Below are 12,813 nucleotides of genomic sequence, written 5' to 3'. Positions count from 1 at the left end.
TAAAGCCTTCCTTGTTAAAATAATCAAACGCCGTAGTGCCAGGCTCTGCTAAAATTTCTTTATCCTGTAGGTCGCTTATTGTCTTGATATTGTCATCGCTACGGGTTAGTACGCCGATATTTACGCTAAAGTAAGGGTTTGAAAAATCCACTAGCTTCTCGCGCTCTTTCGTAACCGTGATGGCTGCGATATCCAAATCAACTTTGTTATCTTGCACGGCTGTGATACGGTCGTTGCCTAGAGTTACAACATATTCGATTTTGCCACCTTTATCGCCGAAAATTTCTTTCACGAGCTCTTCAATAAGCGAAATTTCAAAACCGCTATATCTTCCATCCTCGGAGACGCTAAGCGGCGGCAGTGAGCCGTCTATTCCGATACGAATGAGCCCTTTTTCTTTGATCTGCGCTAAAGAGTTAGCAAATAACGAACATGAAGCGATTAACAACGCAAATATAATCTTTTTCATAAAATTCCTTTAAATTTTACTAAAATTTGCCAGCGAATAGAATTCCATCCATCGCCACTTTAAATTAAAACAAGCTGTAAAGATCGTCCAGCAAGAAATACTTTTTATCAATGGTGCCTTTATAAAAAGGCTCAATACTCTCATCAAAAATTTTTGTAAAAAAACCCTTTTTACTTAGCTCAATTAGTCCCGCATTTACCGCGTTAAGCAGCTCGGTATTGCCCTTTTGCACCGCGATGGCCAGGAAGTCCGTCGAGCCTAAATTCTTGATATTTACTTCGACTTTGCGGTCGACTACGGCATAAGCAAATACAAGTAGATTATCATCGCCGTATCCGTCGCCCTTACCCGATTTTAGGTCATTAAAGCATTCATTCGCGCTCGCACACGGTACTACGTTATAGCCCTGTTTCGTAAAGTAATCAAACACAGTAGTGCCGGGCTGCGCCAGTATAGTCTTTCCGTTTAGATCGGAGACCTTTCTGATATTATCGTCGCTACGAGTTAGCACGCCGATATTTACGCTAAAGTATGGATCGGAGAAATCTACCAGCTTTTCACGCTCTTTTGTAACTGAGATTAGTGCGATATCCAAATCAACTCTGTTATCCTGCACCGCTTTTATACGATCATCGCCCAAGGTTACGACATATTCTATCTTGCCGCCTTTATCGCCGAAAATTTCTTTAACAAGCCCTTCTATTAAGAGTATCTCAAAGCCGCTATATTCGCCGGCTTTAGCGACACTAAACGGCGGAGATGAGCCATCTATACCGATTCGAATAACCCCTTTTTCTTTGATTTGAGTCAAAGTGTTGCTAAGAAGCGAACACGCAGCCAGCATTAACGCCAAGATTATCTTTTTCATAGCGTCCCCCTTTTCTTAAATTACAGTAAGTTATAAAGATCATCCAGCAAGAAATACTTTTTCTCTGCAGTTCCTTTGTAGTAAGGCTCGATGAAATTATCGAACGAATTTTTGAAAAAGCCCTCTTTGCTTAGCTTGATTAGCTCGCCGTTTAGGAAGTCCAAAAGCTCCGAATTGCCTTTTTTTACGCCGATGGCCAAGAAGTCCGAAGCGCCTAAATTTTTGATATTTACTTCAACCTTTTTATCTAATACCGGATAAGCCAGCACGACTAGGTTATCGTCGGCATACCCGTCGCCCTGTCCGGCTTTTAGCGCCTTATAGCAGGCGTTTGCGTTATCACATCTGGCGATATTATAGCCTTGTTTTTCAAAGTATGTTTCTGCGGTACCGCCGCTAAGAACTAAAATAGTTTTATCTTGTAAATCGTTTAGGGATTTAATCTTATCTTCGATGCGGGTTAAAATGCCTATATTGACACTAAAATATGGGGTCGTAAAATCGATCTGCTTCTCGCGCTCCGGAGTTACGGTAAAAGTTGCGATAACTGCGTCCACCTTATCTTCTTGTAGGAATTTTATACGCTGATTTGCAAGCACGGAGGTAAACTCCACCTTTCCGCCCGATGGAAGCATATCTTTAGCGATGGCATTTGCCATATCGACCTCAAAGCCCTGATGCACGCCGTCTTCTATCTTGCTAAACGGCGGCTGCGCGTCATAAACGCCTATTCTAAGCACTCCGCTACTTTTGATCTCGGAGAGTGATCTGGCGCAAAGCGCACTACTAGCTAAAGCTGCGACAAGCAGACTTAAGAGAAATTTCTTCATCCTTTTCCTTTCTCATAAATAATTTCAAAACCATTGCCACGGCTACGGAAAACCTCAAAATCCCGCGCGAATGGCAAGCAGACATTAAATTCGCCCGCAGGCGAAAAGCAATTTTAGCTTTTTATATCTTTAATGATTATTAAATAGTAAGTAAAGTCGTCAAATAAATTCGCTTTTTCATTGTTTGCTTCGATTTTGCGCGAGTTTTTTAGAATTCTTATCCGCGTCCTAGCGGTAAAATTTAAAATTTTTAAAATTTTGCAAAATTTTAAAGCTGCAGAATTGGGTGAGAAATTTTATGGGCGCTTTAAAACTCGCGATGAAATTTTAAAATTTCATGAGATCAAATCTTGCAGGTTGCATTTGGCAAAACAGCACAAGAAAGGAGTGAAATTTTAAAATTTCGCGCTTTAGCGCAGACATAGTGGAATTTAAAATTATTAAATTTATGCGCTCCGCCCAGCAAAACGGAATTTTAAAATTTTTAGCAAACGACAAAATTCAAAAGCAAGCAAAATTAAATCTTTGCCGCGCTACAGAATTCCGCGATAAAAGTCGCGCCGTCAGCGCTAAATTTTGCGCCATAAATCATACTACAAACATCAGCTTGGCGCAAAGCACGATGATGAATCCGAATACAAAAGCGATTTTGTGGATATTTGCTCGCAAAAACTCAGGCGCAGGCCTTCCCATCGCGCGGCAGCTCAAATTTATCGCTACGCACGCGGCGATGATGAGTGCGAGCGTGACTTTTAGCATAAAGATTTTTTGAAGCGGCGTGCCGAAATACCCGCCGTTAGCGCTCCCGACCCAGCGACTCATCATCATTCCGCCGGTAATTATCAATGTAAAAAGGCAAACCGGCATGATCTTAATCGCGCGCGAGCCGATCGCCTTTTTAACGCGCTCAAAATCCGCGCCCAGCGCGCCTTTAAGCCGCGAAAAAATCATGACATCGAAAAATATGTATCCTAAAAAGATAATGGCGCAGATGAGATGCAAGATCTGCACGTAAGGATAAATTTGCTCCACCGCCGCTCCTTGCTATGAAATTTCGCCAATTTTATGCGAAATTTCAAATTTTAGCAATGATTTTCATCAACACGCCACGAACGGTTAAATTTAAAGCGGCTAGATTTAAGCAAACCGCGCGAGTATCGCAGATAAATTTTGGCAAAATCGCGCGGTCAAATTTAAAAACAAAGCCGCGCAGCTAAATTTAAAAATGAACGCGCTCGTAAATTTATAAATTTACGGGCAACGCCGCACGGCTAAATTTTATAAAATTTCAAAGCATCATCGAAAAGATTATGCCGAATATGATCAGCGGGATATTAAAGAAAATAAAGGTCGGCACGCAGGTATCCCACATGTGGCTATGTCCGCCGTCGATATTCAGCCCCACGGTAGGCCCAAGCGTGCTATCGCTCGCAGGCGAGCCCGCATCGCCGATACCCGCGGCCACGCCGATGATAAAGATCGTCGCTGCAGTACTAAAGCCCAACTGTGCGGCTAGCGGACAATAAATCGTAGCGATGATAGGGATCGTGCCGAAGCTCGAGCCTATGCCCATCGTCACGAGCAGTCCGATACCGATCATCAGCAGCGCGCCGCCGAGCTTGCCGCCGCTTAAAGTGCTCGCTACGTGCACCAGCTCATTCACGCCGCCGGTTTCTTTTAAGATCGTGCCGTATCCTGCGGCGATCAGCATCAAAAACGCGATGTAGCCCATCATATGCACGCCCTCGTCAAATACATTATCAAGCTTCTTCCACTCGATGCCTTTGCTCGCAAGCATTACTAAAATTCCGCTAAGCGCGGCAAACGGAAGGGATTTGATCCAAATTTGCACCGCGAAGCACACCGCGATGCCCGCTAGCGCGCCCCACTCTCGCATGCCCATCTTAAGCTCGCTAAAATGCGCATCCAGGCTCTGTTTGGTTTCGGCATACTCCCTCGGCTTGCGGTAGTAGATCACGGCCAGTACTAGCCCCACGAGCATCGGCACGGCGCTTAGCCACATCACGCTTGATATGTCGCCAAGGCTTACCGCGATGCCGTTTGCGTTCATATTTTTTTCGATTAGCCCCATAAAGATAAGTCCAAATCCCAGCGGCAGCGCCATATACGGCGTCTGCAAGCCGAACGTCAGCGCACACGCTACGGCGCGGCGGTCGATCTTTAGCGAGTTCATGATCTTGACTAGCGGCGGGATCAAAATCGGGATAAAAGCGATATGCACGGGGATTAAATTTTGTGAAAAGCACGCAAAAAAGGCGATCGAAAAGATAAAGACGTATTTTTTGTCGCTGATTAAATTTGCCACTGCGCGCACCAAGATCGCCGTTAAGTTGGTCTTTGAGATCGCGCTTGCGATGACGCCTAACAGCAGATATGAGAGCGCGGTTTCTAAATTTCCGCCCATGCCGAGGCTGCCGGCGTTTTCCGGGTTGCCGTTTATGAATAAATTTATGGCGTCTCCCAGCGGAATATTGCTTGAGAGCACGGCGCATATCGTGCCGATTAGGATCGCGAGCATTACATTGCACCTCAGCAAGCACAGCGCGCACATCACACAGATACTGATAAATACGGGATTGGTAAGCATCTTTTGCCTTTTTTGGAATTTTTGCAATTATATAGAATTTAGGGCTAAATTTTGCTAAAATCGCGCAAAAAATCGGCTAGGACAGCGATGAAATATTTTTACTCCTCTTTTGTAGTAAGCCTAATTGCGCTTGCTATCGCGTTTTATATCGGCGGCGCGGGTGCCGCTTATATCTGTGCGCTTTTATGCGCACTCGAAATCAGCCTCAGCTTCGACAACGCCGTAGTCAATGCCAAGGTGCTAAAAGATATGGCGCCGGTGTGGCAGAGCAGATTTATCCTCTGGGGCATTCCGATCGCGGTTTTTGGCATGAGGTTTTTATTCCCCGTGCTAATCGTCGCCGCAAGCGCGCATCTGGGTCTTTGGGAAACCCTCGTGCTGGCGCTTAAGCAGCCGCAGCGCTACCATGAAATTTTAAGCGAGAACGAAGCGCAAATTTATGTTTTCGGGGGCGCGTTTTTGCTGATGGTCTTTTGCGATTTTTTCTTCGATGCGCAGCGCGAGCTACACTGGCTAGGCATAATCGAAAATAACGGGCTCGTGCGATTTTTAAAGCGCATTCCAAACGCTCCCACGCTGATCGCTCTAGCCGCAGGGCTCGTGCTGCTTGCTAAAACGGGCTCGGCTACGCTCGGCGCAGCGTATTTCAGCGCGATCCTGCTCTATCTGCTCATCTCCTGCTTCGACCGACTTTTCGGCACGGACGGCGTAAAAAACGGCCTCGCGGGCTTTTTGTATTTAGAAACCCTGGACGCGAGCTTTAGCTTCGACGGCGTGATCGGCGCGTTTGCGCTAAGCGATAATATCTTCATCATCATGCTGGGCCTCGGCGCCGGCGCGATGTTCGTGCGCTCTATCACGCTGTATCTCATCGCCCGCGGTACGCTGTCGCACTTCGCGTATCTGGAGCACGGCGCGCACTACGCCATCGCGTGTTTGGCGTTTATAATGTTTGCCAAGCTGAAATTTGAAGTAAGCGAGATCATAACCGGCACCGTGGGGATCTTATTCATCGCGCTATCGCTCCTTTCGTCGGTGCTTTACAACCGCCGCAACAAACGCAAACTAATCGAAACGATCGCGGGAAATAACGAGTAAAATTCTATGATAACAAAACGAAACCAAAATATGAGGTTTAACAAAATCTATTTAAATATCCAAGTTATATGGGGAATTTTATTAATCCAATTTCGATAAATACGCTTCATAAATTTTAGCTATTTCTTTACCCGTTCGTCTTATTTCTTCATCGCTTTTAAGCCCGTGACGACCACCTAAAAAGTAAATTATCACAACCAGCGCTCCGTAGCTATTTTTAAAATAGAAAAATTTCTTGTAATCCTTGAAATTTCTTTCTTGTAGCTGCGTATTTTGATCGCCGAACGCTACAATAAAGTCATCTTTATAACTTATGCCCGTACAAATAATTATCTTTGGTCTATATTCTTTTGCCCATGAGTTAAATATCGGAAATCTGTTTAATCTAATCCATTTAATATATTCGTCTTTATCTTTAAAACCCGTTTCTTTGCTAATAGCTTCAGTCCATCTGTTGTGATTAGTATCTTTAAAGGATAAAGGATATAAATTCATCTTAAAATATCCTTTGCCGCCTCGCGAAAACGGTTTAAAAGTTTCATTAAATTTGACATGATTTTCTTCACCGTTTATTGCCGCCAAAAGTTTTATAGCTTTTATATTAAACTGGTATTTTAAATTTTCCTTACAATCCTCGTATATGGCAGGAATTTTTAAATCATTATTTTTAAAAATATTTTGTAGTTCTTCTTCTTTAAAACCACCTCCCCACTCTAATCCGCAAAGCCAAATACTAGGGTTTTTCGGCGAGCCTATATCACCGCCGTCACAACTGCCGAAATTCAAAGCCCATCTTTTAAAGTCATCATTTATCATTTGCTTTCCTTATTATGATTTTTTATTCGATTATTTTATAACGCTATTGCTTAAAGCCGAATAATGGCGATTCGGTTAAAATTCTACTCAAAGCTAGCATAAAATTTAATCACCTAACAATAGCGCCGCGCGAGCTCAAGCCTTTATCGCGTAATCTCTGCAGTTCTTTGCAGCTGAGTGGCGGGCTATTTGCAGGCTCGCCGCTCTCGCTTGCGCCGCCAAAAAGCTCCTCATTCAAACGCAGCTCGTCAATGATACCAAGAAGCTGCAAAACTTCGGCCTTTATCCGCTCGGCGTTTTTTAGCGTAGTGCGCGGCGAAAACAGCGCGGCTTCGAAGCGGTTTTTCGCGCCGTTTAAAAATAGATAAAATTTTCCGTCCATAAACGCCGCGCTAAGAGTGATCTTGGGCGCAAGCTTAAGCTTCAAAGCCCCGAGACGCTCCATAAAGCTAGGCGTCAAAAGATACCGCGCCTCGATCTTATCGCTTGCGAACACGCGAAATTCCTTGCCAAAAATCACGTCGTCCATCAGCTCCTGATCGCCTAAAAATTTTGTGCCTGGCGAGCGGTCCGCGATGATGGTCTGTCCTTTAAATCTCTTATAAAACTCGCACACCAAAACCGAGCCGCTAAAGGCCTGCACATATTCGCCGAGCCTCCAAGCGTTCCAAAGCGCGATCGCCGACAGCAAAAAAGCTGCGGAAAGATCGCTTTTAGCTCTTTGAGATAGCCTTACAAGCTCCATAGACTCGCGCGTTTCATAGATTTTTATCGCCTCGCTTAGGCTAAATTTCACCCCTTTATACACGCCGTCTATCTGATCCTCGGCTACGAATTCATTGTTCGGATAGATACCTGTTTTGCGGAGCTCTTCTTCGTCTATGCCGCTTTGCGGCTCGTATCTAAAGGCGGGATCGATATCTGAAATGATAGCGCGGATGAAGGCGTCTTTGTAAAAGGCGTTGTACTCCCATTTGGCGATGGAATCATCATAAATCCCCCATACGCAGCTTACCGCAATTATCGGGATCATCGCGGACATCAGCACGGCGGAGGAGTATTCGTTTTGGATCAAGCCGTGGATAAACCAGCCGACGGAAAAAACCGCGATGCATAGCAATAAATCAGCGGTTTTAGAAATTTTATCTTGCACTGCTGTTGCTTTTTTGCCAGTTCCTCTATCGCTCTGTCAATATCCAAAATTTAACTCCAAATTTGATTTGCCAAAATTTCGCCCTTTATTTTACGCTAAATTTTATTAAAATTTCATCCGTTAAGCGGGTTTAAGATTTTTTATGCTATTTTTGCGACCTATTTCGATCAAAAGGCATAAGATGATAAATTTACCGAAAAATTGCGTGGTTTTTACTTATCCGAAAATGGGCGACAGCGGCAAATTTTTACCTACAGAGTTGCGCGGCGCAGCGGGGCTTACGGGCTGCACGCTTCAGTGCAAGGCCTACGAGAGCGCGTTTGCGCAGATAAAAGCCCTCGGCTTCGAGCTTATCGCCGTAGGCAGCATGGGCGAGGCGGGCACGAGCGAGTTTAAGCGCGCTACGGGCGCATCGTTTGAGTTCATAAACGACGAAAAATTCGAGCTTGAAGCGCCGCTTGAGCTCGAAACCTTCACTACCGGCGACGGGAAGAAATTTTACCACCGCCAAACCCTGATTTTTAGAGGTGGCAAGGAGATAAAGCGCTTTAGCCGTATCGCGGAGCCCGAGCAGGACGCGCAAAACGTACTTGCGGCGCTAAAGAGCCTATGATCGATCGCTTTGGCGGCGCGCTTTAAATTCGCGCTCCAAACGCGTTGCGACACAAAGCCGAAATTTAAGGCGGAGCGCATTTTTCTTAAATTCAGCATTTTTAATTAAAATGACGCTAAATTTAACGGAGGCGAGTATGAAAAAATTTCTATTTTTGGCACTATTTTACGCCCTTGCGGCAAACTGCGGCGAGAGCGTGCGAGCGGATAAAATTTCTGCGGCGGGCAAAACAACGAGTATCGGCGAAACTGCCACGCAAAACGCGCGCTTTATAAAGAGCGGCAAGGCAAGCGCCGACTCGCAAAGCAGCGCCGATGCGGTCATCCAAACGGACGGAATTTCGCGGGCGGATCTGCAAAGCTGCATCGTAAAAAGCGACGAAGGCTCCTGCGAGCGCGTCGCGCGCGGTCTTAAAAGCGGCTGCGAGCGCAAAGATCAGCTATCGTGCTTTTTCTACGCAGATGCGCTAGGACGCGGCTTGGGTGTGGAGAAGGACGTCGTGGCGTCGTTTGAGCTTTTTCGCGAGCAGTGCGATGCCGGCAGTAGCGAAGCTTGCTACGAGCTGTCGGTCAAATATCTCCAAGGAATCGGCACCCCTCAAAGCTTTGAGCTCTCGGGGCAGGCGCTAGATAAGGCGTGCAAAATGCACAACAAGCGCGCCTGCGCGGTGCTCGATCTACTGCCGAAAAATTAGCACGACAGAAGCGGCAAAATTCCAAGCTTCGATCTCAGATAGAGCGCGTGAGCCTTTGAAATTTTAGCGGGCTGTGCGAGTGCAGTGCGCGATGAAGCGGTAAATCAAAGCGTGCGAGCGGATAAACGAAAAAGGAGCAAAGATGAAAGCTTTAAAGCTTGCGCTGGCGGCGGCGCTGGCGCTTAGTTTGGCAAACACGGACGGCGAAGCCAAAGAGTTTAAATTTAGCGGCGCAAAAACTAGCGCGCTTTTAGCAAAATGCAGCAAAAAGGACGCCGCCGCATGCTACGAAGCGGCGATGAGATACGAGCTGGGCGGTCGCGGCGTCGTGCGAAACCGCCTAAAAGCGCAGGGCTTTTTCGCAGATGCGTGCGAGCTCGCCACCCTCGCCGAGCGGAAGCGGGGAGATAAAATGGGCGGCGCAGGTGGGCGCGCGATGAGCGATCTGCGCGAGCGAGCCTGCCTAGGCAATGCCGCGGCGCTGGAGAGTTTCGCGAGCGGGCAGTGCCGCAGCCTCGTGATATACGACGAGCTTTGCGAGGGCGGCTCGCAGGAGGCGTGCGACAATCTGGCGCGGATGAAGCGCGAAGGCTGGGCGCCCAAAGAGAGCTGCAGCGAGGAGATAGTCGCAAAATTCGGCGACGGCAAGCCGCAGAGATGAAATTTCGCCCTATTTTGCGGCGATAAAATTTTTGGAATTTTAGCAAAATAAAATTTTCCGAAATTTTATAGAGCTCGACCGAAAATGGTAACAAGGCGGGCTAAATTTTGAATTCTAAAACGCGTTTAAATTTGCGTCGTAAGCGGCATCGATTTTTAGACTCAGCAGAAATTAGAATTTGTGTAACAAGGCTCTTTGAATTGTAAATCGTGCGTGACGGCCAGGCTAAAATTTTAAGAACTAGAATTTAAACAAAATCTGCAATCTATCCGTGACGATGATATAATTTTTTAGAATTTCGCAAGCGTAAAATTTATCAAAATTTTACGTATCTACGTCGAGCCGCCCTCCCAAAAAAAGCGCGAAATTGGAATTTTAAACTGCCGTCTTGTGCGAGGAGGCGATAATTTTAAGCAGCTAGAATTTCAATTAATGCGGATTAAAATTCAAGCGTAACGGGCAAATGCGTGCATCGCAAGCGATGTAATTTCAAATATGAGTTCAAGGCTCGCTAGACGCGGAATTTAAACGCCACGAGCGATAAATTTCAAAACACCTATTTTAAAATTGCGAGGCGGAGATTTAAATTTGAGTGTAGCGAGCGATTAAATTGCAAAAGGAAGCTTAAATTTAAATATCGCAGCTCTCAAAATTATGCGTAAATTTTGCGCTTAAATTCCGCAAGATTGGGTGCGCGATAAGCGTTTAATGGTATCGTAGCGAGACCATCAGACTAAGCTTCAATCACGCTTAAAACCCTATTTACCGAGCGCTCGCGCAAGCGGGTATTGCAAACCGCCGAAGCAAAAAAGCTTGATCAAAAGCGTTTGCGGCGTATATCCCAACCGACCGCCCCCCCATATTTTGCTCTATAGCCTAGCTCGCGCACGAAATTTTAGATTTTGAAATTTAGCGCAAAAATATTATAATTTCGCCCAAATCACGGCTAGGACAGAAAATGAACTCACGCGTGCAAAACGAATATCTAAAATCAAAAATTATGAGCGCCGAGGAAGCCTGCGAACTGATCCCAAATGGCGCATCGGTGGGCTTTAGCGGCTTTGTTGGGGCGGGCTGCGCACTAGCGCTACCACAAGCTCTGGCACAACGAGCGACGGCGCTGCACGAAAAAGGCGAGCCCTATCAAATCGAAATTTTTACAGGCGCATCGACCGATCCGCTTTTAGACGGAGTTTTGGCAAAAGCAGGTGCCGTGAGCTTTCGCGCGCCGTTTTTTACGGATACCGATATGCGCCGTGCGATAAATAGCGGCGCCGTGCGATACGCGGACGTGCATCTATCAAGCCTTGCCGCGCAGCTTAAGGCGGGCTTTTTTCCGCATCTAAACTTTGCCGTGATCGAAGTAGTGGCGATTAAAGAAAGCGGCATGCTCGTGCCGTCCACATCGCTAGGCAACAACCAAGCCTGGCTCGATATCGCCGATCGCGTGATTTTAGAAGTGAATTACTATCAGCCGCTTGAGCTGGAGGGCATTCACGACGTTACAGATCTGCGCCTGCCGCCGCATGCTGAGGATCTGCCGATCAAGCACGTAGGCGGTCGCGTAGGCAGTCCCTATATGCATGTAGATCCTGCCAAAGTAATCGCTGTCATAGAGGCTAGGACGCATGATCGCGTCAATAATTTCACCGCCGTGGATGAAATTTCAAGTGCGATTGGGCGCAACGTCGTAAAATTTCTAAAAAACGAGGAAGCTTGCGGCAGACTTCCCGCAAAGAAGCTGCTGCCGCTACAATCGGGCATCGGCAACGTCGCTAACGCCGTGCTTAGCTCGTTACAAAATGCTGGCTACCAAGGGCTGCAATGCTACTCCGAGGTGATTCAAGACGGCATGCTAGATCTCATCAAAAGAGGCGTCGTAGGCACTGCAAGTGCCACGGCGCTATCGCTTAGCCCCGCAGGTGTCGAGGAATTTCAAAAAAACATCGATTTCTACCGCAAGCACATCATACTGCGCTCACAAGACGTCTCCAACTCGCCAGCGCTTATCAGAAGGCTCGGCGTCGTGTCGATGAATGGCATGCTAGAGGCAGATATCTACGGCAACGTAAACTCCACTAACGTCATGGGCTCGCAGATGAAAAATGGCATCGGTGGTAGCGGTGACTTCGCTCGCAACGGATATTTGTCGCTATTTTTGAGCCCGTCGCTAGCTAAAGGCGGCGCGATCAGCGCTATCGTGCCGTTTGTGAGTCACGTCGATCATACCGAGCACGACACTCAAGTCATCATCACCGAATACGGCATCGCCGATCTGCGCGGCAAATGCCCTCGTGAGCGTGCTCGCGCGATGATAAGCATCGCGCATCCCACTTACCAAGACGCGCTGAGAGATTATTTCGAGCGGGCATGTGCGCAGCCCTGTGCGGGGCATACTCCACACATCTTAAGCGAGGCGCTGTCGTGGCATCAAAGATTTAAAGATACGGGGAGTATGAAGGCTTAGAGCGAATTTGCTCAAGCTAATGCGCTAAAACCTAAAATTTAAGCTCATTCTTGCTGAAGTGGGAAGTTTGCACTTAAAAATTCCGCCTGCATTTGAAAGCTCTATCGCTAATTAGAGCAAAGCTCGTTAAAATTTTTATTTTGTAAAGCTCGCGTGAAATGTTTATAAAACGAATAGATCGAAATTAGCGCCGTAAAATTTTAAAATTTGCAGGCGGATTTAAGGCGCGGAATTTAAAATTTTATCGCTACGGAATTTTAAAATTTAGCCTTAAATTTGCAGCTCGCGCATTTCAAATTTTAAAATTCTACGGCTTGGAATTTTAAAATTTTGAACTTCGCAAAATTTCATCCATAAATCTGCTATCAAATTTTAAATTTAGCTCTCACTTCATTTGCCAAGTCAATCCTAGCTATAAGGCGCGCCATAAGTTCGCGATAAAACCGCGTAGTATTTGCCAAGATAAATTTCGTATTAAAGCAGCAGCTTGCTAAATCAAAATTTATCGCCTTACGAAGGCGATCTTTGGGCTATAA

At 46.3% G+C, this 12,813-nt stretch carries 13 protein-coding genes; 6 read left to right on the top strand and 7 right to left on the bottom strand.

Annotated elements, in window-relative coordinates:
* The 3 genes from Q0340_RS07235 to Q0340_RS07225 form a co-directional block, all read right to left on the bottom strand.
* Positions 1-469 (bottom strand): transporter substrate-binding domain-containing protein (locus Q0340_RS07235; RefSeq protein ID WP_298082754.1); only part of this gene is annotated, 469 nt, incomplete at its 3' end.
* 64 nt (positions 470-533) lie between these two features.
* On the bottom strand, positions 534-1,337 hold the full coding sequence (locus Q0340_RS07230) for a transporter substrate-binding domain-containing protein (RefSeq protein WP_298082753.1): 804 nt from the start codon (positions 1,335-1,337) through the stop codon (positions 534-536).
* A 20-nt stretch (positions 1,338-1,357) separates the two neighbouring features.
* Entirely contained in the window at positions 1,358-2,167 is an 810-nt protein-coding gene (locus Q0340_RS07225; RefSeq protein WP_298082752.1) for a transporter substrate-binding domain-containing protein, read from the bottom strand.
* Positions 2,168-2,347: 180 nt separating this feature from the next.
* Between Q0340_RS07225 and Q0340_RS07220 the strand changes: the two genes are divergently transcribed.
* A complete protein-coding gene (locus Q0340_RS07220) occupies positions 2,348-2,566 on the top strand; it encodes a hypothetical protein (RefSeq protein ID WP_298082751.1) in 219 nt (72 codons plus the stop codon).
* 189 nt (positions 2,567-2,755) lie between these two features.
* Here the strand turns inward: Q0340_RS07220 and Q0340_RS07215 are convergent, their stop codons facing one another.
* Both Q0340_RS07215 and Q0340_RS07210 read right to left on the bottom strand, forming a co-directional pair.
* Positions 2,756-3,199, bottom strand: coding sequence for a copper resistance protein CopD (locus tag Q0340_RS07215; RefSeq protein ID WP_298082750.1), 444 nt, complete (start codon positions 3,197-3,199; stop codon positions 2,756-2,758).
* Between the two features lie 256 nt (positions 3,200-3,455).
* Positions 3,456-4,775: a Na+/H+ antiporter NhaC family protein gene (locus Q0340_RS07210; RefSeq protein ID WP_298082749.1), complete on the bottom strand. Its 1,320-nt coding sequence runs from the start codon at positions 4,773-4,775 to the stop codon at positions 3,456-3,458.
* Positions 4,776-4,862: 87 nt separating this feature from the next.
* Between Q0340_RS07210 and Q0340_RS07205 the strand changes: the two genes are divergently transcribed.
* Entirely contained in the window at positions 4,863-5,873 is a 1,011-nt protein-coding gene (locus Q0340_RS07205) for a DUF475 domain-containing protein (RefSeq protein ID WP_298082748.1), read from the top strand.
* 81 nt (positions 5,874-5,954) lie between these two features.
* On the opposite strand, the gene Q0340_RS07200 is transcribed toward Q0340_RS07205, so the two are convergent.
* Both Q0340_RS07200 and Q0340_RS07195 read right to left on the bottom strand, forming a co-directional pair.
* The gene (locus Q0340_RS07200; RefSeq protein WP_298082747.1) at positions 5,955-6,689 is read right to left on the bottom strand and encodes a hypothetical protein; all 735 of its coding nucleotides are present in this window, start codon (positions 6,687-6,689) and stop codon (positions 5,955-5,957) included.
* Positions 6,690-6,798: 109 nt separating this feature from the next.
* Positions 6,799-7,842 (bottom strand): DUF3137 domain-containing protein, encoded by a 1,044-nt coding sequence (locus tag Q0340_RS07195; RefSeq protein ID WP_298082746.1) that lies wholly within the window; start codon positions 7,840-7,842, stop codon positions 6,799-6,801.
* Between the two features lie 181 nt (positions 7,843-8,023).
* On the opposite strand from Q0340_RS07195, the gene Q0340_RS07190 reads away from it, so the two are divergent.
* The 4 genes from Q0340_RS07190 to Q0340_RS07175 all read left to right on the top strand — a co-directional run bounded on the left by Q0340_RS07190 (position 8,024) and on the right by Q0340_RS07175 (position 12,277).
* Positions 8,024-8,455 carry a redoxin gene (locus tag Q0340_RS07190; RefSeq protein ID WP_298082745.1) on the top strand — a complete coding sequence of 144 codons (432 nt, stop codon included), beginning with the start codon at positions 8,024-8,026 and terminating at the stop codon, positions 8,453-8,455.
* 136 nt (positions 8,456-8,591) lie between these two features.
* Positions 8,592-9,149 carry a sel1 repeat family protein gene (locus Q0340_RS07185; RefSeq protein WP_298082744.1) on the top strand — a complete coding sequence of 186 codons (558 nt, stop codon included), beginning with the start codon at positions 8,592-8,594 and terminating at the stop codon, positions 9,147-9,149.
* Between the two features lie 142 nt (positions 9,150-9,291).
* Positions 9,292-9,810 (top strand): hypothetical protein, encoded by a 519-nt coding sequence (locus Q0340_RS07180; protein ID WP_298082743.1) that lies wholly within the window; start codon positions 9,292-9,294, stop codon positions 9,808-9,810.
* Positions 9,811-10,768: 958 nt separating this feature from the next.
* A complete protein-coding gene (locus tag Q0340_RS07175; RefSeq protein WP_298082742.1) occupies positions 10,769-12,277 on the top strand; it encodes a succinate CoA transferase in 1,509 nt (502 codons plus the stop codon).
* The last annotated feature ends 536 nt before the right edge of the window (positions 12,278-12,813 follow it).

This window comes from uncultured Campylobacter sp. (genome assembly GCF_938045595.1).
Lineage (GTDB): Bacteria > Campylobacterota > Campylobacteria > Campylobacterales > Campylobacteraceae > Campylobacter_B.
Note: the sequence above shows the minus strand (reverse complement) of the source record. Positions and strands in the feature narration are given on the sequence as shown.